The 26,368-nt window shown below is 75.1% G+C and carries 13 protein-coding genes; all 13 read left to right on the top strand.

Annotated features, from left to right (window positions below; all coding sequences use genetic code 11):
• Nucleotides 1-12: 12 nt before the first annotated feature.
• The 13 genes from ACGFR7_RS24865 (at nucleotide 13) to ACGFR7_RS24805 (ending at nucleotide 26,242) form a co-directional block, all read left to right on the top strand.
• The gene (locus ACGFR7_RS24865) at nucleotides 13-1,575 is read left to right on the top strand and encodes an FGGY family carbohydrate kinase (protein ID WP_393323230.1); all 1,563 of its coding nucleotides are present in this window, start codon (nucleotides 13-15) and stop codon (nucleotides 1,573-1,575) included.
• Complete coding sequence (locus ACGFR7_RS24860) at nucleotides 1,568-3,085, top strand: FGGY-family carbohydrate kinase (protein WP_393323227.1); 1,518 nt, start codon at nucleotides 1,568-1,570, stop codon at nucleotides 3,083-3,085. Before ACGFR7_RS24865 ends, ACGFR7_RS24860 begins: the two co-directional genes overlap by 8 nt.
• On the top strand, nucleotides 3,082-3,723 hold the full coding sequence (locus ACGFR7_RS24855) for a histidine phosphatase family protein (RefSeq protein WP_393323224.1): 642 nt from the start codon (nucleotides 3,082-3,084) through the stop codon (nucleotides 3,721-3,723). Before ACGFR7_RS24860 ends, ACGFR7_RS24855 begins: the two co-directional genes overlap by 4 nt.
• A gap of 176 nt (nucleotides 3,724-3,899) precedes the next feature.
• Complete coding sequence (locus tag ACGFR7_RS24850; RefSeq protein WP_393323221.1) at nucleotides 3,900-4,943, top strand: 2-hydroxyacid dehydrogenase; 1,044 nt, start codon at nucleotides 3,900-3,902, stop codon at nucleotides 4,941-4,943.
• Between the two features lie 245 nt (nucleotides 4,944-5,188).
• On the top strand, nucleotides 5,189-12,592 hold the full coding sequence (locus ACGFR7_RS24845; protein ID WP_393323218.1) for an SDR family NAD(P)-dependent oxidoreductase: 7,404 nt from the start codon (nucleotides 5,189-5,191) through the stop codon (nucleotides 12,590-12,592).
• Nucleotides 12,585-17,480, top strand: a complete 4,896-nt coding sequence (locus tag ACGFR7_RS24840; protein ID WP_393323216.1) for a beta-ketoacyl synthase N-terminal-like domain-containing protein — start codon at nucleotides 12,585-12,587, stop codon at nucleotides 17,478-17,480. Before ACGFR7_RS24845 ends, ACGFR7_RS24840 begins: the two co-directional genes overlap by 8 nt.
• Nucleotides 17,470-17,787 carry a phosphopantetheine-binding protein gene (locus ACGFR7_RS24835; protein ID WP_393323213.1) on the top strand — a complete coding sequence of 106 codons (318 nt, stop codon included), beginning with the start codon at nucleotides 17,470-17,472 and terminating at the stop codon, nucleotides 17,785-17,787. The genes ACGFR7_RS24840 and ACGFR7_RS24835 overlap by 11 nt, the downstream gene beginning before the upstream one ends.
• Before the next feature lie 8 nt (nucleotides 17,788-17,795).
• Entirely contained in the window at nucleotides 17,796-18,587 is a 792-nt protein-coding gene (locus tag ACGFR7_RS24830) for an alpha/beta fold hydrolase (RefSeq protein ID WP_393323210.1), read from the top strand.
• Nucleotides 18,584-20,092 (top strand): glycosyltransferase, encoded by a 1,509-nt coding sequence (locus ACGFR7_RS24825; RefSeq protein WP_393323207.1) that lies wholly within the window; start codon nucleotides 18,584-18,586, stop codon nucleotides 20,090-20,092. The genes ACGFR7_RS24830 and ACGFR7_RS24825 overlap by 4 nt, the downstream gene beginning before the upstream one ends.
• A 5-nt stretch (nucleotides 20,093-20,097) precedes the next feature.
• Complete coding sequence (locus ACGFR7_RS24820; protein ID WP_393323205.1) at nucleotides 20,098-22,014, top strand: class I SAM-dependent methyltransferase; 1,917 nt, start codon at nucleotides 20,098-20,100, stop codon at nucleotides 22,012-22,014.
• Nucleotides 22,011-23,030, top strand: a complete 1,020-nt coding sequence (locus ACGFR7_RS24815; protein WP_393323202.1) for a galactokinase — start codon at nucleotides 22,011-22,013, stop codon at nucleotides 23,028-23,030. Before ACGFR7_RS24820 ends, ACGFR7_RS24815 begins: the two co-directional genes overlap by 4 nt.
• 144 nt (nucleotides 23,031-23,174) lie before the next feature.
• On the top strand, nucleotides 23,175-24,365 hold the full coding sequence (locus tag ACGFR7_RS24810) for an alkaline phosphatase family protein (RefSeq protein WP_393323199.1): 1,191 nt from the start codon (nucleotides 23,175-23,177) through the stop codon (nucleotides 24,363-24,365).
• A gap of 257 nt (nucleotides 24,366-24,622) precedes the next feature.
• Complete coding sequence (locus ACGFR7_RS24805) at nucleotides 24,623-26,242, top strand: phospholipase (RefSeq protein WP_393323196.1); 1,620 nt, start codon at nucleotides 24,623-24,625, stop codon at nucleotides 26,240-26,242.
• Nucleotides 26,243-26,368: the final 126 nt, after the last annotated feature.

The following is a 26,368-nucleotide window of genomic DNA, read 5'->3' as shown; positions in this document are numbered from 1 at the left end:
AGGACCCCACTGATGTCCGTACTGACCATCGATGTCGGCACCACGGTGATCAAGTCCGTGGTCTTCGACGACCAGGGCACCGAGATCGCCGTCGCCCGCCGGGCCACCGAGGTCCTGCGTCCGCACCCCGGCTGGGCGGAACAGGACATGGACGCCGTCTGGGACGCCGTCGTCCACACCGTCCGCATGGTCCTCGACGGGCTGACCGACCCGGTCCGGCTGGTGTCCTTCACCGCCCAGGGCGACGGCGCCTGGCTCGTCGATGACCGTGGCCGGCCCACCGGACCCGCCCTCCTGTGGTCCGACGGCCGTGCCGGGGACCTGCTCACCGGCTGGGGGCGCAGCGGCGTCCTGGAGGCGGCCTTCCGCCGCAACGGCTCGCTGACCTGCGCGGGGATGCCCAACGCCCTCTTCGGCTGGCTCGCCGCGAACGACCCGGACCGGCTGGCCCGCTCCGCCACCTCGCTCACCGCCGCCGGCTGGCTCTTCCTGCGCTTCACCGGCGTGCGCGCCAGCGATGAGTCCGACGCCTCCGCGCCGTTCCTCGACCACGCCACCGGTGACTACGATCCGTACATCCTGGAGCTGTTCGGCCTCGGGGAGTACGAGCGGCTGCTGCCCACCGTCCTCGGGGAGTCGCAGCGGATCGCCGAGATCACCGGCGCGGCGGCGGACGAACTGGGGCTGCCGGCCGGGCTCCCGGTCGTGATGTCCCCCTACGACATCGCCGCCACCGCCCGTGGCGTCGGCGTCGTCAACCCCGGCCAGGCCTGCAGCATCCTGGGGACCACGCTGTGCACCGAGATCGTCCGTACCGATGTCGACACCGGCGGCGAACCATCCGGTATCCACATCGCCTACCGGGGCCGTGAGCGGGTGCTGCGCGCCTTCCCCACGCTCAACGGCGCCGAGGTGCTCGGCTGGGCGGCCCGGCTGCTGCATCTGCCGGGGCCGCCGGAGCTGGCACAGCTGGCCTTCGAGTCGGAGCCGGGCGCCCGCGGGCTGATGTTCCTGCCGTACCTCTCCCCGGCCGGAGAGCGGGCCCCCTTCCTCGACCCGGGCGCCCGCGGCACCTTCTGGGGCCTGTCCCTGGAACACACCCCCGCCGATCTGGCGCGCGCCGTCTTCGACGGGCTCTCGCTGGTCCTGCGGGACTCGCTGGCCGCCGCCCGTACCGACGTCAGCGAGCTGCGGCTGTGCGGCGGCGGCGCCAACAGCGACGCCTGGTGCGCGCTGATCGCCGATGCCACGGGGGTGCCCACCGCCCGCTCCGGCGACACCGAACTCGGCGCCAAGGGCGCCTTCCTCACCGGACTGGTCCGCACCGGCGCCGAGACCAGCATGCACAGCGCCGCCGCCAAGTACGTCCGGATGCAGCGCAGTTGGGAGCCCGATCCGGAGCGCACGGAGTTCTATGCCGCGCTGTACGAGGACTTCCTCGGGTGGCGGGCGCGCGCCCGGGAGGCCGGCTGGCGGGGCGGCGCGGTCTGGCGGGGGAGCGCCCGCCACCGGGCCGAGGCCCCCGGCCGGCCGACCGAAACCACCGGCACCACCCCTGGAGACCCCCGTGACTGACCCGCGCCGAAGCCGCGGCACCCCCGCCTCCGCCCTCGACGGCATCTGGCTCGGCCTCGACCTGGGCACCCAGAGCGCGCGCTGCGTCGCCGTCGACGGCACCGGGCAGGTCCTGGCCACCGCCGCCCGCCCGCTCACCGGCCGGCGCGACGGCAACCGGCACGAGCAGGACCCCGAGGAGTGGTGGAGCGCCCTGGCCGCCGCCTGCCTGGAAGCCCTGGGGCAGATCGACGCCCGGCGCGTCCGCGGACTGGCGATCGACGGGACCTCAGGAACGATCCTGCTCGCCGACGCCCACGGCACCCCGCTCACCCCCGGAGTGATGTACGACGACGGGCGCGCCGCCGCACAGGCCGCGGCCGTCAACGCCGCCGGGGAGGCGGTCTGGCAGGAGCTGGGCTACCGCAGCATGCAGCCGTCCTGGGCACTGCCCAAACTCGTCCACCTGCTGGCCGACGGCCCCGCCCCCGGCCCGGGCGTCCGGCTGCTGCACCAGGTCGACCTGGTGACCTGGCGACTTGCGGGCCGTCAGGTCGCCGCCGACGCCAGCCATGCCCTCAAGACCGGCTACCACCTCGTCGAGGAGCGCTGGCCGCACCGGGTGATGGCGGAACTGGGCGTGCCCGAGGGGGTGTTGCCCGAGGTCGTACGTCCCGGCAGTGTGCTCGGCTCCGTGTGCGCCGCCGCCTCCGAGGCCACCGGCATCCCCGAAGGGACCACGATCGTCGCCGGGATGACCGACGGCTGTGCCGCGCAGATAGGCGCCGGGGCGCTCGCGCCGGGCGCCTGGAACTCGGTCCTGGGCACCACCCTCGTCCTCAAGGGAAGCAGCCCGCATCCGGTCCGCGACCCGGCGGGCGTCGTCTACTGCCACCGCGGACCGGGCGACAACTGGCTGCCGGGCGGCGCCTCCAGCAGCGGTGCCGGGGTCATCTCCCGGCACTTCGGCGACGAGGACCTGGACGCGCTCACCGCGCAGGCCGCGGCCCTGCACGATCCGGACGCGGTCGCCTACCCCCTGGTCGCCGGAGGCGGCGAGCGCTTCCCCTTCCGTGCCCCTGACGCCGAACCCTTCGTCCTGGGCCACGTCCCCACCCGGGCACACGAGTTCCATGCCTGTCTGCTCGGTGTCGCCTGCCTCGAACGGCTCTGCTTCGACTACCTCGACCACCTCGGAGCGCCCATCGACGGGCCGCTGACCCTCACCGGAGGCGGCGCCCGCAACGCCTACTGGTGCCAGTTGCGCGCCGATGTCCTCGGCCGTCCCGTACGGCTGCCGCAACAGGCCGAGGGCGCCCTGGGCATGGCGGTCCTCGCCGCCACCTCCTCCGGCGCCGGCCTCCGGGAAGCGGCCGCCGCCATGGTCCGCATCGACCGGGAGCTCGCGCCCGAACCTGCCCGCACCGCCCACTACGCCCCCGTCCACCTCCGCTTCATCGACGCACTCACCCGCCGCGGCTGGCTCGACCCGGCCGTGGCCGACCACGCCCGCAGGAGGGCAGCACCGTGACCGACTTCCTCCTCGTACGCCACGGCGAGACCGTCTGGCATGCGGAGAACCGCTACGCCGGCCGCACCGATGTGCCCCTCACCGACCACGGCCGCGAGCAGGCCGCCGCCCTCGCCACCTGGGCCGCCACCGCAGGCCTCACCGCCGTTCACAGCTCACCGCTCTCCCGGGCCCGCCTCACCGCCGCGCCCGCGGCGGCCGCCTGCGGCCTGGCCGCACACACCGACGAACGGCTCTACGAGCTCGACTTCGGCCAGGGCGAGGGCCTGACCAGGGACGAGATGCGCCAACGCTTCCCGGAGCGGCTGGCCGCCTTCCTCGCCGACCCGGTCGGGAACCACCTTCCCGACGGGGAGGACCCGCGCCGCGCCGCCGAGCGCGCCGCCGGCTGTCTCGCCGACCTCGCCCGCGAGCAGCCGCACGGCCGGATCCTGGTCGTGGCGCACTCCACCCTCATCCGGGTCCTGCTCTGCCATCTGCTGGGCATCCCGCTCGCCGACTACCGCCGGGTCTTCCCCGTGCTGCACAACGGCGCCCTCACCGAGATCCGCATCGAGAACGGGCGCACCGCGCTGATCGGCTTCAACACCCCGGCCCTGAACCGGGCCCCTGCCCTCCACGGGCCGTCTCTCCAGTGACGTCCTCCGCGGGCCGTCTCTCCAGTGACGTCCTCCGCGGGCCGTCTCTCCAGTGACCGCCCGCCACTGACCGCCCGCCATTGACCGCCCCCCCACTGAGCGCCCGTCACTGACCGTCCGGCCACCGCACCGGCCGCCCCCTGGCACCACCGCTCCCGCCTTCAGGAGAAGCCCTCATGAGCACCACCGTCCTTGCCGCCGGCAACCACTTCATCCGCCCGGGTCTGTTCACCCGGGCCGTGCACGAGGCCGCCGGGGACACACCGCTGGAGGTGCGCGAGATCCAGTTCGACTGGCCGCACACCCCCTTCGGGCCGGTCGCCGAGGTCATCGAGGCCTCCGGCAGTGAGGACGAGATGATCGAGGCTCTGCGCGGCGTCGAGATCTGCGTCACCGAGCACGGCCCGCTCACCGAGCGGATTCTCGCCCACTGCCCCGGTCTGAAGCTGTTCTGCACCAGCCGCGGCGGCCCGGTCAACGTGAACGTCGAAGCCGCCACCCGGCACGGGGTCGCGGTCTGCTACGCCCCCGGCCGCAACGCCACCGCCACCGCGGAGCACACCCTCACCCTGATGCTGGCCGCCGCCCGCGGCGTCGGCGACACCCACACCGCTCTGCGCCGGGGCGTCTGGCGCGGCGACTACTACGACTACGACAACTGCGGCATCGAGATCGAGGGCGCCACCGTCGGGCTGATCGGCTTCGGCGCCATCGGCAGCCGGGTCGCCAAGGTCCTCGCCGCCATGGGCGCCCAGGTCCTCGTCCACGACCCCTACGTCCGCCCCGAGGCGCTGGCCGGCCTCGCCGAACAGGTCTCGCTCGACACGCTGCTGACCCGCTCCCGCATCGTCTCCCTGCACGCCCGGGTGACCGAGGAGTCCACCGGCATGATCGGGCGCGCGGAGATCGCCGCGATGCCCCGTGGCGCGATCCTGGTCAACTGTGCCCGCGGAGCGCTCCTCGATTACGACGCGGTCTGCGATGCCCTGGACTCCGGACAGCTCTCCGGAGCCGGCTTCGACGTCTTCCCCGAGGAACCGCTGCCCGCCGGCTCCCGGCTGCTGACCGCCCCCGGCGTGGTGCTCACCCCGCACATCGCGGGCGGCAGCCAGGAAGTCGCGCACAAGGCCGCACGGATCGCCGCCGCGGAGGCCGGCCGCTATCTGCGCGGCGAGCCGTTGGTGCACTGTGCCAACCCTGGTGTATTTCAGGCCAGGTGAGATCCCGAAAACCGGCGTTCGAGTGCGTGTTCGCCCAGGTGATGGGGTGGTGGCGGAGGTGGCACGGCACCTTTGTGACCTTGGCGGAATCAACTACCGCCTGATGCACGTGCGTTGACAGTGCATGGGGGTGGCTCCACCATGCAACGCGGCATCAGCGGGTCGGGGCCTGCCCTTCGGGTCCGACCGCTGGTTACCGCAGGTGGCAGTGGTAAGCGTGTCCGCCCCCAGCAGAAGGAGCGCCCGTGGCCCCCTGGCCCCCACTCTCCGGCACCCCCCACTCCGGCCGTGACCTCGTCGTTGCGCTCTCGCCCTTCGAGGAACCGGGCGAACGGATCGTCGTGGCCGCCGAACGCGCCGGCGCGCTCGGCCTGCTGGACCTCGGCAGGGACGCCGGTGCCGCGCGCGAGGCGCTGGCCCGGCTCGGGCGACTACGCCACGGTGTACGGGTACCGGTGGGGTGTCCGCTCACGCCCGCCGAGCTGCCCGAGGGGACCGACACCGTGCTGCTCGCCGACCCGCGGGCGTACGGCGCCGGCCCGGGCGCGGTCCCGGTCCCGGTTCCGGGTCCGGACGGCGCGGATCCCGGTCCTGACGGCGCGGCCCCCAATCCTGACGGCGCGGCCCCCGGCCCGGGGGGCGCGGTCCCCGGCCCGGGGGGCGCGGTCCCCGGCCCCGACGACTGGGCCGGTGGCGGGCGGCGCCGCGTATGGGCCGAGATCACCAGCCCCGAGGAGGCCGCGGCGGCGTGTTCCGCCGGCGCCACCGCGCTCGTCGCCCGGGGCCACGAGTCGGGCGGCCGGGTCGGCGAACTCACCACCTGCGTCCTGCTCTCCCGCGTACTGGCCGACCCGTCCGTGACGGTCCCCGTGCTCGCCGCCGGGGGAATCGGCCCGCACACCGCCGCGGCGGCCGTCGCCGGCGGTGCGGCCGGGGTGCTGCTCGACTCCCAGCTCGCGCTCACCACCGAGGGCGCGGCCCGGCTGCCCCGCGCGGTCGCCGACGCCATCCGGGCCATGGACGGCAGCGAGACCACGCTCGTCGCGGGCCACCGGGTCCTGGCCCGCCCTGACCTTGCCGCCCCCGCGGCGGCCACGGGCACCGCAGGGGACGGGGCCGCGAGCGACGGAGGGGACGACGCCGGGAGCGCCGGGGCGGGGACCGGGCCCGCCGTCCGCATCGCCGCCCTCCTCGGTGCCCGGGACCTGCAGACTCAGCTGCTCCCCATCGGCCAGGACGGGGCGTTCGCCGTCCGGCTCGCCGCGCGGCACCGCACCACCGGCGGCGTCGTGCAGGCGGTACGGGCCGCCCTCGCCGAGCACCTTGCCGTGGCGGCGCGCACCCGGCCGCTCGCGCCGCGCCCCGGTGCCCGCCTTCTCCCCGTGGCCCAGGGGCCGATGACCCGGGTCAGCGATGTGTCCGCCTTCGCCGCCGCGGTCGCCGCCGAGGGCGGGCTGCCCTTTCTCGCCCTCGCCGTCATGGACGGGGAGCAGGTACGCCGGCTGCTGGCCGAGACCGCCGGGCGCCTGGGCGAGCGGCCCTGGGGCGTCGGCCTGCTGGGCTTCGCCCCGCCCGAGCTGCGGCGCGAACAGCTCGCCGCCGTGGCCGAGTTCGCCCCCGAGTACGCGCTCATCGCCGGTGGCCGGCCCGCCCAGGCCGCGCCGCTCGAAGCGGCCGGGACCCGGACCTATCTCCATGTCCCGGCCCCCGGCCTGCTGGAGCGCTACCTCGCCGAAGGCGCCCGGAGATTCGTCTTCGAGGGCCAGGAGTGCGGTGGCCACATCGGCCCCCGGGCCAGCTTCCCGCTGTGGGAGGAGCAGATCGAGCGGCTGACCGCCCACGCCCGGACGTACGGCGGGACGGCCGACGACCTGGACCTGCTCTTCGCGGGCGGCATCCACGACGCCCGCACCGCCGCCATGGCGGCCGCCGCGGCGGCCCCGCTCGCCGGACTCGGCGCCCGCGTCGGCGTCCTGATGGGCACCGCCTACCTCTTCACCCAGGAGGCCGTGGCCACCGGCGCCGTCCTGCCCGGCTTCCAGGACACCGCCCTGGCCTGCGACCGGACCGTCCTGCTGCGGACCGCACCGGGCCATGCCACCCGCTGCGCCGAGACCGCCTACGCCGAGGAGTTCACGGCCGCCGAGCGGCGCCTCGCCGCCCAGGGCACGGACCCGCGGGCCCGGTGGGAGGAGCTGGAGCGGCGCAACCTCGGACGGCTGCGCCTGGCGAGCAAGGGCCTGCGCCATACGGACGGCGGGCGGCCCGCGCCGGTCGGGGAACGGGAACAGCGCCGCGAGGGCCTGTACATGCTGGGCCAGGCCGCCACCGCCCACAGCGCCACCACCACCGTCGCCGCGCTGCACACCGCCGTGACCGAGGGGGCCACCGCCCAGCTCACGGCCCGGGCGGAGCAGTTCGCGACGCCCGACGGGCAGCGGGAAGGACACCGGGAACGGGAGGCGGAGCCACTGGACATCGCCATCGTCGGCATGGCGTGCTGCTATCCCGGCGCGGCCGACACCGCCCGCTTCTGGTCCAACATCGTCACCGGCGTCGACTCCGTCACCGAGGTACCCGCCGGGCGCTGGGACACCGGTACGTACCACGACCCGGACCCCGCGCGGGCGGGCGAACGCACCCCGTCGCGCTGGGGCGGCTTCCTGCCTGCCGTCCCCTTCGACGCCCTCGCCCACGGCATCCCCCCGGCCTCCCTCGCCGCCATCGAACCGGTGCAGCTGCTCGCCCTGGACGCGGCCGCCAAGGCCCTGGCGGACGCCGGATACGCCGAGCGCGACTTCGACCGCGCCCGCACCAGCGTCGTCTTCGGCGCCGAAGCGGGCACCGAACTGGCCGGGGCCTACGGCCTGCGCGCACTCCACCCGGCCTACCTGGGGGACCTGCCGCCCGCGCTCGACGCCGAACTGCCCCGCCTGACCGAGGACTCCTTCCCCGGCGTCCTCGCCAATGTCATCGCCGGACGCATCGCGAGCCGGCTCGACCTCGGCGGCGCCAACTGCACCGTGGATGCCGCCTGCGCCTCCTCGCTCGCCGCCCTCGACCTGGCCTGCCGCCAACTGCGCGACCACGACAGCGATATGGCGCTGTGCGGCGGCGCCGATGTGCACAACGGCATCAACGACTACCTGATGTTCGCCTCGGTACGCGCCCTGTCGCCCACCGGCCGCTGCCGCCCCTTCGACGCGGCGGCCGACGGCATCGCGCTCGGCGAGGGCGTCGGTGCCCTGGTCCTCAAGCGGCTCGCCGACGCCGAACGCGACGGCGACCGGGTCTACGCGGTCGTCAAGGCCGTCGGCACCTCCAGCGACGGGCGGTCCCTCGGGCTGACCGCACCACGGCCCGAGGGCCAGCGGCGGGCCCTCGAACGCGCCTACCGGCGCGCCGGGATCAGCCCCGCGCAGGTCGGGCTCCTCGAAGCCCACGGCACCGGAACCGTCGTCGGCGACACCGCCGAACTCGGTGTCCTCACCGAGGTGTTCGAGGCCGCGGGAGCCACCCCGGACAGCTGCACGCTGGGCTCGGTCAAGTCGCAGATCGGGCACACCAAATGCGCGGCCGGCCTGGCCGGGCTCATCAAGGCCGCCCGCGCCGTGCACACCGGCGTACGCCCGCCGACCCTGCATCTGACCCGGCCGGCCGCGGACACCGGACCGTTCCGCTTCGACACCGGGAGCGCCCGGCCCTGGCCGGTCCCCGTGGGGCGGCGCTTCGCCGGGGTGAGCGCCTTCGGCTTCGGCGGCACCAACTACCACGCCGTGCTGGCCGGTTACGACGGTGCGCCCGAGCCCGCCCACGCCCTGACGCACTGGCCCGCCGAACTCTTCTGCTTCCGGGGGAGTGACCGCCCCGCCGCCGTACGGGCCATGGACCGTCTTGCCGCACGGCTGGCGGACAACGACGCCGCCGGACGGCCGTGGCCGCTGCGCGACCTGGCCGCCGAGACCGCGGCGGCGCGGGGGCCGGTCCAGCTCTGCGTGGTGGCCGACGACCTCGACGATCTCGCCGTCAAGCTGGCGGCCGCCCGCCGGTTCGATGCCGTCGAGGGCGTGTATCCCCGCCGCCGGGACACCGACCCCGGGCTGGTCTCCTTCCTCTTCCCCGGCCAGGGAAGCCAACGACCGGGAATGATGGGGGAGTTGTTCCTCGCCTTCCCTGCCCTGCGCGGCCTTCTGGAGGACGCCGAACCGGAGTGGGTCGCGGCCATGTTCCCGCCCACCGCCTTCACCGCCGAGCGGCGGGCCGCCCAGCAGGCCGCCCTCACCGACACCCGCGTCGCCCAGCCGGCGCTCGGTCTCGCCTCCGCCGCCGCGCACCGGCTGCTCACCACGCTCGGCGTGCGCCCCGACTGCACGGCGGGGCACTCCTACGGCGAGCTGACCGCGCTGTGGGCCGCGGGCGCCTACGACACCGGGACGCTGCTGCGCCTCAGCGCCCGCCGTGGCGAGGCCATCCTCGGGGCTGCCGGGGACGACCCCGGCGCGATGGCCGCCGTCGTGGCCGCTCCGGAGCGCGTCAGGGAGCTGATCCATGCGGCCGGTGTCGTCGTCGCCAATCACAACGCCCCCGAACAGAGCGTGATTTCCGGGCCCACGGATGCCGTGGAAGCGGCGGTGGCAGCGCTGCGCACAGCCGGCCTGGACGCGCGCCGCCTGCCGGTGGCCTGCGCCTTCCACAGCCCGCAACTCGCCACGGCCCGTGACGCGCTCGCCGCCGAACTGTCCGCGGCGCAGGTGGCCGTGCCCGCCTTCCCGGTCTGGTCCAGCGCCACCGCGCGCCCCTACGAGGGCGCGGAGTCCGCGGTCCGCGCCACCCTGGCGGAGCAGGTCGCCGCGCCCGTGCGCTTCGTGGAGCAGATCGAGGACATGTACGCCGCCGGGGTGCGCACCTTTGTGGAGGCCGGGCCCGGCCGGGTGCTGACCGGTCTCGTCGGGCGCATCCTGGACGGCCGGCCGCACACGGCCGTGGCGCTGGATGTCCCGGGCGAGCCGGGCCTGGCCCGGCTGCCGCACGTGCTGGCCCAGCTCGCGGCGGCCGGGGTCCCGATCGCCCCGGAAGCCCTGTTCCACGGGCGTACGGAGACGCTGCCCGCGGTCGCACCGCGCCGCCCTGGATGGCTGGTCGACGGGCATCTGGTGCGCACCGCCGATGGCGCCTGCCTGCCGGGGGGACTGCGCCCCGCACGGCGCGTGGAACCGGGGCGGCGGGCCGGGGAGGGTGCGGGGTCCGAGGGCTCTGCCGCACTCGCGGACGCCACCGCTTCCGTGGGCTTCACGGCATCCGGTGACTTCACCGCGTCCGGGGGATCGACCGCGTCCGGGGGCTCGACCGCCTCCGGTGCCGAGTCCGGTGGCTCGACCGCCTCCGGTGGCTCCACCGCGTTCGGTGGCGTCGCCCGGCAGGATGCGGTGCTGGAGTACCTGCGGGTTTCGCGAGAGCTGATCGCGGCCCAACGGGACGTCGTGCTGCGATATCTGGGTGATTCGGGGGTGGTGGGGGAGACTCCTGCGGTCGCACCCTCAACGCCCGTGCCCGAGTGGGCTGCCGCGTCGTATGCCGCGCCCGTCCGGTCCGGCGCCGGGGACGCGGCCGACGCCGACGACGGGTCCGACGCCGGGCTCGGGGCCGCCGGCGCCGTCGCAGGGCAGGTGCCCGGCACCGCGGCACGGCGGCTGAGTCCCGCGGAACTCCTCGATGCCGTACGGGAGGTCATTCACACCCGCACCGGATATCCGCACGAGATGCTTGACGCGGGGCTCGACCTGGAGGCCGACCTCTCGGTGGACTCCATCAAGCGCGTGGAGATCATCGGTGCGCTGGCCGACCGGATCGGACTGCCCCAGGACGCCGACGGAGCCATGGAGTCGGCGGTGGAGCAGCTTTCCCGGGTCAAGACCATCAGCGGCATCGTCGACTGGATCGCCGCCGCCCACCGCGAGACCGCAGCGGAGACGCCTCCTGTACCTGAGTCTGCAGCGGCCCTCGCGGGGGCGGCCGGTCCCGCACGAGCGCCTTCCCTGTCCGAGCCATCCGAGCCATCCGAGCCATCCGAGCCACCCGAGTCCGCGCCGCCCACCTCCGCGCACCCGCCCGTCATTCCGAGCCCACCCGCCGGGGCCGGGGCCGCGGCCCCGGCCGAAGCCGACGCCGCCCCCGTGCCCCGGCCCCCCACCCGCTACCTGGTCCAGGTAGCGCCTCTCGGCCCGCCGGCGAGCCGGCCACCCGCCGAGGTGGTGGCGGGCAGCGACTTCGCCGTGGTGGAGGACGGCCAGGGCGTGGCGGTCGCCCTCACCGCCCTTCTGGAGAGCCATGGCGCCCGGGTCCGTACCGTGCCCGCCGAGCGGCTGGCCGAGGTCGCCGCCGACGGGGTGGGCGGACTGGTGGATCTCAGCGCCCTGCGGGCGGGCCGCGGCGCGGTACTGCCCGGACAGTACGCGGGGCTGCGCACCGCCCTGACCGGCGGAGCCCGGTGGCTGCTGCTGGCCACCGCGGCCGGCGGCACCTTCGGACAGGACGCCGCCGAGGACGCCCCCGACCCCCTGCCAGGCGCCGGGCTGCGCGGCTTTGCCCGTACGGCCGCCCTCGAATACCCCGGCGTCCTGATCCGCGCCGTGGACATCGACCCGAAGGACCGCCCCGAACGCATCGCGGCCCACCTCCTCGCCGAACTCTGCGCCCCCGGCGAACCGGTCGTCGTCGGCCGCACCAACGGCACCCGCACCACCTTGCGCACCGTTCCCACACCGCTGCCGCACGACCGGCCTCCCACCGGCAGGCCGGCGCTCGACGCCGGTTCCGTGGTGCTGCTGACCGGCGGCGCGCGCGGCATCACCGCCCGCACGGCGCACGCCCTGGCCCGCGCCCACGGCTGCCACCTCGAACTCCTCGGGCGCACCCCCCTGGACGAGCCCCCCGAGGACCCGGCCCTCGCGCATGCCCACGACCGCATCGCGCTGCGCGCCGCCCTCCTCGCCCAAGGGCTGCGCAGACCGGCCCAGATCGAGGCGGCGGCCACCCGCGTCCTGGCCCGCCGCGAGATCAGCGACACCCTCGCCGCCCTCGCACCGTACGCCGCTTCCGTGCGCTACCACGCGGCCGATGTCACCGACGCCGCCGCCGTACGCGCCGTGGTACGCGACATCCGGGCCCGGCACGGCCGGCTCGACGGGATCGTGCACGGCGCCGGCACCCTGGAGGACAAGCTGCTGCGGGACAAGGAACCGGCCTCCTTCGCCCGGGTCTTCGCCGCGAAAGTCGACGGCGCCCGTCACCTCCTGGAGGCCGCCGGCGAGGACACCGGCTTCCTGGTCCTCTTCGGCAGCGTCGCCGGGGTCTTCGGCAACCGCGGCCAGGCCGACTACGCCGCCGCCAACGATGCCCTGGACACCCTCGCCAGGGCCTGGTCGGCCCGTACGTCCTGGCGCGTCCTCGCCGTCGACTGGGGGCCCTGGGCGGCCGACGGCGGCGGCATGGTCACCCCGGAGCTGGAGCGCGCCTACGCCCGCCGGGGCATCCCGCTCCTGGACCCCGGCGCCGCGGCCGACGCCTTGCTGGCCGAACTCGCCCACGGCACCTCGCCCCAGGTCGTGCTGGCGGCGGCGGCCGGCGGGGAGGCGGCGGGCGATGAGTGACACCGCTGCCGGGCGGACCGGCCCCCGCCCCGCGGACGCCGCGATCGTCGGCATGGGGGCGCTCTTCCCCGGTGCCGGTGATCTCGCCGCGTACCGGGGCAACCTGCTGGCCGGCCGGGACTGCATCACTCAGGTGCCGCCCGGCCGCTGGGACCCCGAGATCTACTACGACCCGCACGGCGCCGAGGGCCCCGCCCGCAGCGACCGCTTCTACTGCCGGCGGGGCGGCTTCCTGGACGAGCTCGCCGCCTTCGACCCCACCCGCTTCGGCATCATGCCCGCCACCGTCCCGGGAGCCGAGCCCGACCAACTGCTCGCGCTGCGCGTCATCGCCGACGCCATCGCCGACGCGGGCGGCCAGGAGCGGCTGCCCGCCGACCGCTCCCGCATCGGGGTCATCCTCGGCCGCGGCGGCTTCATGGGCGTGGCCACCGCCCGGCTCGACCAGCGGGTCCGTACGGCCCACCAGCTCGCCGCCACCCTGCGCCAACTCGCCCCGGAACTGGGGGAGCCGAAGATCACTGCGGTACGCGAGGCCTTCCAGGAGAGCCTGGGTCCCGAACGGCCCGAGGCGTCCATCGGCCTGGTGCCCAGCTTCACCGCCGCCCGGACCGCCAACCGCCTGGACTTCCGCGGCCCCGCCTACACCCTCGACGCGGCCTGCGCCTCCTCGCTGCTGGCCGTGGCCCAGGCCGTCGATCTGCTGGCCGCCGGGCGCTGCGACAGCGTGGTCGCCGGAGCCGTGCACCACTGCCATATCGCCACCCTGTGGAGCGTCTTCACCCAGCTGCGCGCCCTGAGTCCCAGCCAGTGCATCCGTCCCTTCGACCGCCGGGCCGACGGCACGCTGCTGTCCGAAGGCACCGGCGTCGTCCTCCTCAAACGCCTGGCCGACGCCGAACGCGACGGGGACCGGATCTACGCGGTCATCCGCGGGGCGGGAGTGGCGGGGGACGGCCGCGCGTCGAGCCTGATGAACCCCCGGACGGAGGGGCAGACCAGGGCGCTGCGGCAGGCCTGGGGCAGCGCCGGCCTCGATCCGGAACACCCCACCGCGCTCGGCCTGCTGGAGGCGCACGGTACCGGGACACCGGTCGGTGACGGCGCCGAACTGGACACCCTGGCCCAAGTGTTCGGGCCTCCGGGCGCCGGCCGGGCGCCGGTCGGTCTGGGCTCGGTGAAGTCGATGCTCGGCCACACCATGCAGGCCGCCGGGATCGCCGGACTGATCAAGGCCGCCCTCGCGGTGCACGACCGCACCCTGCCGCCGACCCTGCACCTGGACGAGCCGCACGAGGGCCTGGCGCGGACCCGGATGCGTCCGGTCACCGAGGCAGAGCCCTGGGACGCCGGACGGGCACCCTTACGGGCCGGCGTCAATGCCTTCGGCTTCGGCGGGATCAACGCCCACGTCATCCTGGAGGAAGCCCCGGGAACCCGGCCCGCCGCCGTGCCATCCGTGCCCCACACCTCCCCGCTACGGACGGCGGAGCCCGAGCGCACCGTGCTGCTCGCCGCGCACTCTCCCGCCGAACTGGCGGAGAAATTAAGGAATGCGGGAGGGGGCGGGGGAAAGGGCGAGGGTGAGGGAGCGGGGGAGGGAGCGGGGGGCGCGGGTACCGGCGTCCCCGTGGGCGAAGGCCCTTGCCGTCTCGCTCTCCTGGGTCCCACCCCGCAGCGCCGCGCCCTGGCCGCCAAGATCCTCGCCCGTGGGCTGCCCTGGCGGGGACGCGGGGAGGTGTGGTTCACCCCGAGCCCCTTCTTCGGGCCGTACGCCCGGGAGGCGGGAGCGCGGCTCGCCTTTGTCTTTCCGGGGCTGGAAGCGGAGCCGCCGCCGCGCGTGGACGAGATCGCCGACCGGATGTCCCTGACCCGCCCCGTGGTTTCCGGGGGCAGCGGCCTGGTCGAGCGGGCCGTCGACTCCCTCGCCGTCGGCCGGCTGCTCGCCCGCGCCCTGGCCGGACTGGGCATCGCCCCCGATCTGCTGACCGGCCACAGCCTCGGGGAGTGGACGGCCATGGTGGTCGCCGGAATGTACCCGCCGCAGGCCGTGGACACCTTCCTCGGCTCGCTGCGGCCCGGCTCCCTCGCGGTGCCCGACCTGGTCTATGCGGCCCTGGGCTGCGGTGCCGCGCAGGCGGCCGCGGCGCTGGAAGGCCTGGAGCGGGTGGCGGTCAGCCACGACAACTGCCCGCACCAGTCGGTGATCTGCGGAGCTCCCGGGCCGCTGGCCGAGGCCGTCCGCAGACTTGCCGCACAGGGTGTGTCGGCCCAGGAGATGCCCTTTCGCTCAGGCTTCCACACACCGATGTGGGCGCCCTACCTCGACCAGGTCGGGGCGGCCTTCGCGGCCCTCCCGCTGCGGGGCCCGGAGGTCCCCGTCTGGTCGGCGACGACCGTCGCCCCCTTCCCCGAAGACCCGTCGGACGTCCGTGCGTTGGTGCTGCGGCACCTGCTGGAACCGGTCCGCTTCCAGCAGCTGACCAGGCGGCTGTACGAGATGGGTGTACGCGCCTTCGTCCAGATCGGCGCCGGCAGTCTTACCGGCTTCATCGGTGACACCCTCCACGGGGAGGACCATCTCGCCGTGGCGGCGGCAGGCACCCGCGCCGGGGGAGGGGCGCAACTGCTGCGGACCGCGGCCGCGTTGTGGACCGAGGGGCTTACTCCGCGCTGGGAGCGGCTGGCTCCTCCCGTCGGCGGCGTCCCGGCCGCGGAGCGTGCTCTGGCCGCGGACCGTGCCACGGCCGCGGATCGCGCCGTGGAGCGTGCTCTGGCCGCGGATGGCGCCGCGGCTGCGGAAGCCACGGGCCAGGACCGCGCCTCGGGCCCGGTGGTAGCCGTGGGCCGGGAGGGATCCGGCGCATCGGTCCGGCTCGATCTCGGGTCGCCGCTGGTCCGCCTGGACGGGGCGGCGACGGGGGGACTGCTTTTCGCATCCGCGGGCCCTCCCCCACCCCCGAACCCACCCCCCGCCCCCTCCCCCGAAGGGGGAGGAGGGGGAGGGGGCGGGGGAGCGCTGTCGGACGAAGGAGGAGGCGGTGGTGGCGGGGGAGCGCTGCCGCGCCCCCGGCCGTCCGTCGGGGACCCCGTACGGCAGGCTCTGGACGCCGTGCTTGCCGAAGCCCGGGCCGCCACCCGCACGGTCGCCGCGGCTGCCACCCGCACGGTCGCCACGGCCGCCGCCCGGCCCACGCCGGCCCCCGTACCGGGCCTTGGCCGCACCGCCGAGCCGGCGCCCGCCCCGGCCCCTGGCCACACCACCCGCCCCGCCCCCGCACCGGCCCCCCGCCACACCACCGGCCCCACCCCGGCCCCCGGCGCCCGCCGCACCACCCGTCACCTCTCCCTCCAAACCCTCCCCTACGTCCGCGACCACTGCGTCTACCTCCAGCCCGACGACTGGCCGGAGCCCGCCGACCGCTTCCCCGTCGTCCCCATGACCACACTGCTGGAACTGGCCGCCGAGGCGGCCCACGAGGTGCGCCCCGGGCTCACCGTCACCGGCTACTCCGACGTCCGGGCCCTGCGCTGGCTGCCCGTCGCCCCGCCCGTCGACCTCGGTGTCACCGCGACCCCGGCCGACGGCGGCCGGGTACGGGTGAGCCTCGGCGACCACGCCACCGTCACCGTCCATCTCGCGGCACACCACCCGCCTCCGCCGCCCCCCGGTCCCCCGGCCCTGACGGCCTGCGGACCGGCGCCCGTCAGCGCCGAGGCCCTGTACCGGGACCGGTGGATGTTCCACGGCCCGGAGTTCGCCGGGGTCCACGAGGTCAGCACGCTCGCCGCCGACGGCATCCGCGGAACGCTGCGCGCACTGCCGGCCCCCGGCGCCCTCCTGGACGCCGCGGGCCAGCTCCTCGGCCACTGGATGCAGCTCAAACTCACCGGCGACCGGCTGGTCTTCCCCGCGACCCTGGAGCGAGTACGGCTGTACGGGCCCCCGCCCCCCGAGGGCGCGCTGCTGGCGGCCACCGCCCGGATCCGCGAGGTGGGCCCCGGCTCGGTACGCGGCGACGTGGAACTGCGCGGCGCCGACGGCGGCGTCTGGGCGCGGCTGGAGGGCTGGACGTACCGGCGCTTCGGTGCCGACGAACGGGTGTGGCCGATGAAATTCACCCCGGAGGTGTGCGGCGTCGGCGAACCCCGGCCGGGCGGCTGGTGTCTGGCCCGGCGCCGCTGGACGGACCCGGCCTCGCAGGAACTGGTGATGCGCCGCTATCTGGGCGCCGCCGAACGCGCACGCTACGAACGGTGCGCGCCGCGCGCCCGCGCGGGCTGGCTGCTGGGCCGGATCGCCGCCAAGGACGCGGTCCGGGAGTTGCTGTGGGAGTCGGGAGCAGGCCCCGTCTTCCCCGCCGAGGTCCCGGTCGGCACCGACCCCCACGGCCGCCCCAGGCCCGAGGGCCCGCTCGCCGCCGGCCTCCACCTTTCGCTCGCTCACCGGGACCACGTCGCCGTCGCCCTCACCCACCGGTCGGGCCCCGTCGGTATCGGCATCGAGCCGGTCACCGACGATCCGCGAGCCCTCGAACAGATCGCCCTCACCCCGGCCGAACGCCGCCTGGCGGACGGCCTCCAGGCCCGCGAAGCAACCGGCGGAACGGGCCGCGCCTACTGGCTCACCGCCCTGTGGTGCGCCAAGGAGGCCGCGGCCGAGGCGGCGGGCAGCGGTCTCGGCGGCCGGCCGCTGGACTGGGCCGTGACGTCCGCACCGGGCGGCGCGCTGCGGGTGGACTCCCCGGACGGCCGGCACCACCTCGTCCACCTCGACTCGGTCCACGACCTGTCCGCGCACCATGTCGTCGCCTGGACCGGGCCGCCGCCCGTGCCCCGTACGGACACCGACACCCCCACTTCCACGGAGGCCACCCATGGCAGCTGACCCGCTCCCCGAGCGCACCGGGACGATCCTGGCCGAGATCACCGACATGCTGGTGAGCGTCGTCGGCGACGAACTGCTCGTCGTGGGCGAGGTCACCCCCGCGACCACCTTCAACGACGATCTGGCGCTGGAGAGCATCGAGTTCGTCGCCCTTGCGGAGCTGCTGCAACAGCGCTACGGCGGCGCGGTGGACCTCCTCGGCCTCCTCGCGGAGAAGGACATCGACCAGATCCTGGCCATGACGGTCGGCGAACTCGCCGTCCATATCGACACGGTCACCGCCGCCGACCAGGCCTGCGCGGGCTGAGCGCACCCATGTCCCTGACCCCCGCGGGCGGGCTGCGCCTGCACACCCAGCGGCTGCCGGGCCGCGGCGACGGCCCCACGGTCGTCTTCCTCCACGGCCTCGTGATGGACAACCTGTCGAGCTTCTACTGCACCCTCGCGGGCCCCGTATCCCGCGCCGGTCACCCGGTGCTCCTCTACGACCAGCGCGGACACGGCCGCAGCGACCGCCCGCCCGGCGGCTACGACCGGGACACCGCGGTCGCCGACCTCGTCGCCCTGCTCGGTTCCCTCGGCCTCGACCGCCGCCCGGTCCATCTGGTCGGCAACAGCTACGGCGGAGTGCTCGCCCTGCACACCGCGCTCGTCCGGCCCGAGCTGGTCGCCTCGGTGGTGCTGATCGACGCCCAACTGACCGGCGACTGGGTGGAGGACATGACCGACACGCTCTCCGTCGCGGCCCTCGGCCTCGAACACCGCCGCCTGCCCGAGCAGCTTGCCGCGCTCGGGCGGCGCAAGGAGGCCCGGCTGACCGCCGGTGCCGACGCCCTGCTCAACCGCACCTCTCTGATCGAGGACATCGCGGCGGGCGCCGCCTTCACCTCCCACGACTTCGCCCGGCTGCGGTGCCCGGTCCTGGCCGTCTACGGAGAGCACTCCGAACTCCTCCCCGGAGCCCGGCACCTCGCGGCCGGCGCGCCGGACTGCGAGCTGTGCGTGCTTCCGGGCGTGGGACACACCGTGCTCAACGAAGCCACCGAAGGGCTCTGCGCCGCCGTGCTGGAACGACTCGGCGACCGGGCCGGGGCGGTGGTCCGATGAGAGTGCTGTTCGTCGTCCCGCCGCTCGCCGGGCACGTCAACCCCACCATCGCCGTCGCCGCCGAACTCACCGCGCGGGGCCACCGGGTCGCTTGGACCGGACCCGCCGCGGCCCTCACGACTCTGCTCCCCGCGGGCTCCCTCCTGTACCCGGCGGGAGACCGGAGCGGGGGCGACGGCATCGACGTCCTGCACGGGCGGTGGCGCGCTCTGCGGGGTATCGCCGCCCTGCGCTTCCTGTGGGCGGACGTCCTGCTGCCCCTGGCCCGCGCGATGCTGCCCGGCGTGCACGCCGCCGTCGAAGCTTTTGCGCCCGACGTGCTGGTGACCGACCAACAGGCCCTGGCCGGACCGCTGGTGGCACGGCGCCACGGTCTGCCCTGGGCGACCTCGGCGACCACGACGGCCGAGTTCACCCGGCCCTTCGAGGGGGTCCCGAAGGTGGGGGAGTGGGTGGCACAGCGCATCGCCGCACTGCTCGCCGAATGCGGCGCGCCCAGCGGCTGGGACCCACGCTTCTCCCCGCACCTCGTCCTGGTCTTCTCCACCCCTGCGCTCCTCGGGGACGGCGGACCGGCCGGGGACGGGGCAGGCGGGCCGCCCGGTGCCGAGGCCCGCTCGCACGCACCGGCCGCCGGTCGAACGGGTGCGGTGTCCCGTCCCGCAGAACGGCGGTATCCACCCCACTACGCCTTCGTCGGGCCCGCGTTCGGCGCCCGGCCGTCCCCCGGAGACTTCCCGTGGCACCGTCTGGACCCGGGACGCGCGCGGGTGCTCGTCTCCCTCGGCACCCTCAACCGCGAGGCGGGCGCCCGCTTCTACCCCGCGGTCCTGCGCGCCGCGGACGCCCTCGCGGACCGGGCGCAACTGATCCTGGCCGCCCCCGCGGACCTCGCCGGGACCGTCCCGCACCATGTGGTGCACCAGGAGTACGTCCCCCAGCTCGCCCTGCTGCCGCACCTCGACGCGGTGCTGTGCCACGGCGGCCACAACACCGTGTGCGAGGCGCTTGCGTACGGGCTGCCGCTGGTCGTGGCGCCGGTCCGCGACGATCAGCCGATCGTCGCCGGTCAGGTGACCGGGGCCGGAGCGGGGGTACGGGTGCGGTTCGGGCGGGCCCGTGCGGAGGAGCTGCACCAGGCGCTGGCCGCCGTCCTGGACGATCCGGCGCACCGCCGTGCGGCCCGCCGTATCCAGGCGTCGTTCGCCGCGGCGGGCGGCGCCCGCACCGCGGCCGACCGTCTGGAGAAGCTGCGGGCCGGCGCCGTGGCCGCTGGTTCACCGGGAGCCACGCACCCCGGTACGTCCGGCGCCACGGACCCCGGCACATCCACCGGCCGGTACCCCGGCGCATCCGTCGCCCGGCACCCCCGCCCGCCCGGGCCAGGCACCGCCCCCACCAAGGCCGCGACCGAGGCCAAGGCCGCGACCGAGGCCAAGCCCGAGAACGAGGCCAAGCCCGAGCCCGAGCCCGAGCCCGAGACCGAGAACGAGAAGGGACCGTGAGCCCGATGACGCGAGCGCACCGTTCGGGACCCCGCACGCGATGGGTGGCGGCCGCCGCCGTGACGGCCCTGGGGGCTGGCACCGTGCGCGCCCGCCGCAGGCTCGCCGCGCTGCCGGTGCTCGACCCCGCCCCGGCCCAGGGCGCCCCGCGGCCGCCGCTGCCCGGCTGGCACCTGATCACCGCGCCCGGTGTCACGGCCGACGCGGCGACCCTGCGTGCCGCGGCCGACCATGCCGTACGCGAGGGTCTGCGCGTCGTGGACCTGATTCCGGCACGCCTGGACGCCGAGAGCGCCCTCGGTCTGCTCCGGCTGCTCGACCCCACGGCCCACCGCACCGACCGGTGCGCCCCGGGACACGGCGCGGGCCATGCCCTGCTGGTGGCCGACGACGTCCACCGGCGGGCCGGACTCGACGCCGGGACCCCGCCGCGTTCGGTGGCCGATCTGCTCCGCCTCGTCCGCACCCTCAAGGAGTACGCTCCCGACGCCACCGGCTGGGCCCTCGCCCCCGGGCTGACCGGCCCGCCCCCTGACCCCGCGCGGCACGCCGAGGAACTGCGCGCCCGTGGTCTGCCGCCCGCCCTGCTGTCCGCGGCCCAGCTCGCCGGTCTCGCGCTGCTGGTGAAGTGCCTGGTCTCCGCGCCGCGTTGGGGTATGGCGGCGACCGCCCTGTACTGGTTGCAGCCCGCCGCCGTCCTGGGCCCGGTCCGGGGGCCGCGCCCCGCGGGCCTGGCCCGCGCCACCGCCCTGCGTCCGCTGCGCGCCCTGTCGACCGCACTGCGGACCCTCGCCACACCGGCCGCCGAAGAACCTGGCGCCGCTGAAGAACCTGGCGCCGCCGAAGAGTCCAGCGCCACGGAAGAGTCCGGTGCCGCCGGTGTTGCGGCGCGCCGGGCCGCGTACACCAGCGCACTCGCCCGCGGCACGGACCGGTTCTTCGAGCCGCGCCGCACGGACTGCCCCTGGTGCTCGGCACCCGACCCCGTGGTGCGAGTGCGCACGCCCGACCTGATGCAGGGCAAGCCCGGCCGGTTCACCCTGGAGGAGTGCCGTCAGTGCGGCCACATCTTCCAGAATCCGCGGCTCACCCCGGACGGACTCGACTTCTACTACCGCGACTTCTACGAAGGCCTCGGCGGTGACGGCACCGCCCTGGTCCTGGGCCGGATGAGCGGCACCTACCGCGACCGTGCCGAACTGCTCCGGCCCTTCACCACCCCCCGGGCCTGGCTCGACGTCGGAACCGCCGCCGCACACTTCTGCAACGCCGCCCGTGCCGTATGGCCCGACACCCGCTTCGACGGGCTGGACATGGGTGAAGGGGTCCACGAGGCCGCACGCCGGGGCTGGATCGACACCGCCTACCAGGGCCAGTTCCCCGACCTCGCCGACCGGCTCGCGGGCCGCTACGACACGGTCAGCATGCACCACTACCTCGAACACACCCGGGACCCGCGCGCCGAACTCGACGCCGCCGTCAAGGTCCTGGCTCCCGGCGGCCATCTGCTGATCGAACTCCCCGATCCCGAGTCCCGGGCGGGCCGGCTGTTCGGCCGCTACTGGCTGCCCTGGTTCCAGCCCCAGCACCAGCACCTCATGCCCGTAGGAAACCTCAAACAGGCCCTGGCCGCACGGGGTTTCACCGTTCTCGTCGAGCAGCACGGCGCGGCCCACCAGCCCAACGGCGACTTCCTCGGCGCCACCGCCCTCGCCACGAACAGTCTCGTCCCCGACCCGGACGCCCCCTGGTCCACCGTTCCCGCGACCCCGGCCCGCCGTGCCGCCCGAAGCGCCGTACAGGCCATGGCGGTGCCCTGCTTCGCCGCCGCGCTGGCCCTCGACAGCGTGCGCACCGCGGTGGCCCGGGTCACCGACGGCGGCAACGCCTACCGGCTGCTCGCCCGCAAGGAGCTCGGGTGAGCGCGGCGGACCTGGCCCGCCGCACCACGGCGGACCCGCTGCTGCGCCTGCTCTCCCATGGCTTCTCGATGGGCTATCGCCGCCCGCCCGACGCGGTGTGGCGGGCTCCGTACGCCTTCCGGGTCTCCGCGTCCGCCGTCCCGCCCGGTCCGCCGGGTACCGGGCCGGCGGCGGGGACCGACTGGTTCGGGGCGGCCGGGCACTATGTCGATGTGGCCGTCGCCCCGCGCGCCGACGGGATGCTGCGCTGCGCTTCGCTCAACCACCCGGCGGAGACCGCCGAACTCCCCCTCACCGGACCCGCCGCCCGCGCCCCCGACTGGGCCGCCCGCCCGTACGCCGTGCTGCGCAGCCTCGCCGCCGCCGGTTGCGGCCGGGGCGGCGCCGATCTGCAGCTGAACGCCCCCCTGCCCGAGGCCGTGGGGCTGCCCGTCGCCGAACCGCTGGAGTGTGCGGTCGCCCTGGCCGTCTCGGGTGTGCACGCCGGCCGGGGCGGGGACCCGCCGACCCGCCCGCAACTGGCGCGCCTCCTCGGCTCCGCCGTGCCCGGCGATGACGGGCTGCGCCGGGCCGTGCTCTTCGCCCGGGCCGGCCACCTCCTCGCGCCCGACGGCCACACCCATCTGCCGCTGTGCGCCCCTGACGGCGCCACGGATGCCTGCCTGCTCCTCCTGACGGCCCGTCCCACCGCGGCCCGCGACGCGGATACCGGCGACGCCACCCCCGCCACTTCCACCCCCGCCACTTCCACCCCCGCCACCCCAACCGCTATCACTCCTCCCGCCTCCTCCCAGGCCACCGGACTCGCCACCGCGGTACGCGAGGCCCTGCGCGCCGGCGCCTGCTCCGCCTGGTGGCCCGGCACCCGCCCGGGCCGCAGCGTGCTGCTGCTGGTGCCCCCGGACCGGCGCGCGGCGGTCCGTACCGCCACTGCCGAGGCCTTCCGCCGCTGCGACCTGCCCGTACCCCGCCTCCTGCGGATCAACGTCGTGGACGCGGCCCGCCGCGAAGCCTGACGACCACCGCCACGACCACGACCACGAGCACGCCCCCGCCCCTGAGTTCACGATGCACGATCACGCCCCCGTCACCGACCCCGCCCACCACCACGCACACCACCCCGGCCCGGCCTCGGCACGTCCGGAACGGAGGGAGACCTGATGAAGCGAACAGCCGTCCATCTGCGCAGGGCGCTCGTGGCGGTGCTCGGCGCGCTCGGCCTGACGTTTGCCGCCACCACCGCCGACGCCCGCACCACCCCGGAAGGTACGGCGGCCCACGCGAGCGGCACCGGCACCCGGGCCGCCCTGCCGAACTACGACCACGTCGTGATCGTCGTCTTCGAGAACAAGCAGTACGGCGAGATCATCGGCAACGCCGCCGCGCCCTACCTCAACCAACTCGCCCGGGAGGGCGCCGACCTGACCGGTATGCAAGCGCTGACCCACCCCAGCCAGCCGAACTACTTCAACCTCTTCTCCGGCGCCACCCAAGGGATCACCGGCGACGGCTGTTACACCGCGCAGTCGATGACCGCGCCCAACCTCGGCCAGGAACTGCTCGCCGCCGGCAAGACCTTCGCGAGCTACAACGAGGGCCTGCCGGACGAGGGCTCCACCACCTGTTCCGACGGCCGCTACGCCCAGAAGCACAACCCCTGGTTCGCCTTCAAGAACGTGCCCGTGAGCACCGGAAAGACCTTCGCCCAGTTCCCCCAGGACGACTTCACCCGGCTGCCGACCGTCTCCTTCGTCATCCCGGACATGTGCAACGACATGCACGACTGCGGCGTCGGCAGCGGAGACACCTGGCTCAGCAACAACCTCGCCTCCTACGCCCGGTGGGCCAAGGAGCACAACAGCCTGCTGATGGTCACCTGGGACGAGGACAACTACCTCGGCTCCAACCGGATCGCGACCGTGTTCCACGGAGCCCATGTCGCACCGGGCAGCCTCAGCGGCGCCTACAACCACTACAGCCTGCTGCGGACGGTCGAGGACATGTACGGCACGGGGCACGCGGGCAATGCCGCCACCGCCACCCCCGTCACCGGCGTGTTCGACACCGGCGGCACCGAGCCGCCCGGCGGTGACCTGAAGCTCACCGCCCCCGGCCCGCGGACCTGCCGCTTCCTCCAGGACTGCACCGTCCAGCTGGCCGCCACCGGCGGCACGCCCCCGCTCACCTACCACGCCACCGGCCTGCCGCTGGGCCTGGGCGCCGACGCCTCCGGCGGCCGGATCGGCGGCAGACCCTGGCAGACCGGTACCTTCCAGATCACCGCCACCGTCACCGACTCCCGCGGCGCCACGGCCACCACCGCCTTCCCGCTCACCGTCAACTGGTTCTGAGCATCCGCACCTTCGCGTCTTCCGACGGCATCCGCGACAGCTGCCTCCGCGACAGCAACATCCACGGAAAGCGGCGTCCGCGACAGGGGGGCCGCGGACGCCGCCACAGGGGAGCCGCAGTTGTAGCGGAGATCGTCTCCTGCGCGAAACGCACAGGAGGGAGCCCGATACCTTCTGAGGGCAACCGCAGCCGGGCGTGCGGTCGGTGCCATGTGATCAGCGCCCGGCTCGCCTCATCATCCAAAGAAGGCAAGCTCTTGGCTCCCCACCGGCTCCACCGGCTCATACCGGTGTCCGTCGCCCTGACGACGGTATGCGCGACATTGCCGACCTCGGCGGCATACGCCGCGGACACACCGTCCACCCCTCATCTCGACTCCATCGAGCGGTCGCTCCGCGAAACCTCCCCCGGCCTCGAAGGCTCGGTCTGGGAGCGCACCAACGGCAACCGCCTGGACGCCCCGGCGGACAACCCCTCCGGCTGGCTGCTGCAGACGCCCGGCTGCTGGGGCGACGCCGGCTGCAAGGAGCGCGCGGGCACCCGGCAACTGCTCGACAAGATGACCCGCAACATCGCCGGCGCCCGGCGCACGGTGGACATCTCCTCGCTGGCCCCCTTCCCCAACGGCGGGTTCGAGGAAGCCGTCGTCGCCGGCCTCAAGGCGTCCGTCAAGGCGGGACACTCCCCGCGGGTGCGCATCCTGGTCGGCGCCGCCCCGATCTACCACCTCAATGTGGTGCCGTCCCGCTACCGGGACGACCTGATCGACAAGCTCGGCGCGGCGGCCGGCAAGGTCACGCTCAACGTCGCCTCGATGACCACGTCCAAGACGTCGCTCTCCTGGAATCACTCCAAGCTCCTTGTGGTCGACGGGAAGACGGCCATCACGGGCGGGATCAACGGCTGGAAGGACGACTACCTCGACACCGCCCACCCGGTGTCGGACGTGGACATGGCGCTCAGCGGGCCGGCCGCCCGCTCGGCGGGCAAGTACCTCGACACGCTGTGGGACTGGACCTGCAGCAATGCGTCCGACCCGGCCAAGGTGTGGCTCGCCACGTCGAACGGTTCTTCCTGCATGCCGTCGATGGAGAAGGAGGAGGCGGGCTCCGTCCCCGCCGAGCCCACCGGTGACGTCCCCGTCATCGCGGTCGGCGGTCTCGGCGTGGGCATCAAGGAATCCGACCCCTCCTCGGGATACCACCCGGACCTGCCCACGGCCCCGGACACCAAGTGCACCGTGGGGCTGCACGACCACACCAACGGCGACCGCGACTACGACACCGTCAACCCCGAGGAGAACGCCCTGCGTTCGCTCCTCGCGAGCGCGCGCAGCCACGTCGAGATCTCGCAGCAGGACCTCAACGGCACCTGTCCGCCGCTGCCGCGCTACGACATCCGGACCTACGACACCCTCGCGGGCAAGCTGGCCGCCGGGGTGAAGGTCCGCATCGTCGTCAGCGATCCCGCCAACCGCGGAGCCGTCGGCAGCGGGGGCTACTCCCAGATCAAGTCCCTGGACGAGATCAGCGACACCCTCCGCAAGCGTCTGGTGGCGCTCACCGGCGACAACGAGAAGGCGTCGCGGGCGCTGTGCGGCAACCTGCAGCTCGCCTCGTTCCGCAGCTCCGATGCCGCGAAGTGGGCCGACGGCAAGCCGTACGCGCTGCACCACAAGCTGGTGTCGGTGGACGACTCGGCGTTCTACATCGGTTCCAAGAACCTCTACCCGGCCTGGCTGCAGGACTTCGGCTACATCGTCGAGAGCCCGGCCGCGGCGAAGCAGCTCAAGACCGAACTGCTCGACCCGGAGTGGAAGTACTCCCAGCAGGCGGCGGCGACCCCGGCCGGGTGCCCAGCCCCCGAGGCGGGCTGACCCGCGGGCGGGCAAGCCCCTTCGGCCCCGCCGGAATCGGGGGCCCGGACGTGGCAGGCGCGCGCGAACGGCGAAGGCCACCCCCACCGTGCGGTGGGGGCGGCCTTCGCCGTCATGCCCGCAGGG

It is taken from the genome of Streptomyces sp. NPDC048516, assembly GCF_043199875.1.
Lineage (GTDB): Bacteria > Actinomycetota > Actinomycetes > Streptomycetales > Streptomycetaceae > Streptomyces.
This window is presented reverse-complemented; position numbering and strand designations above follow the sequence as displayed.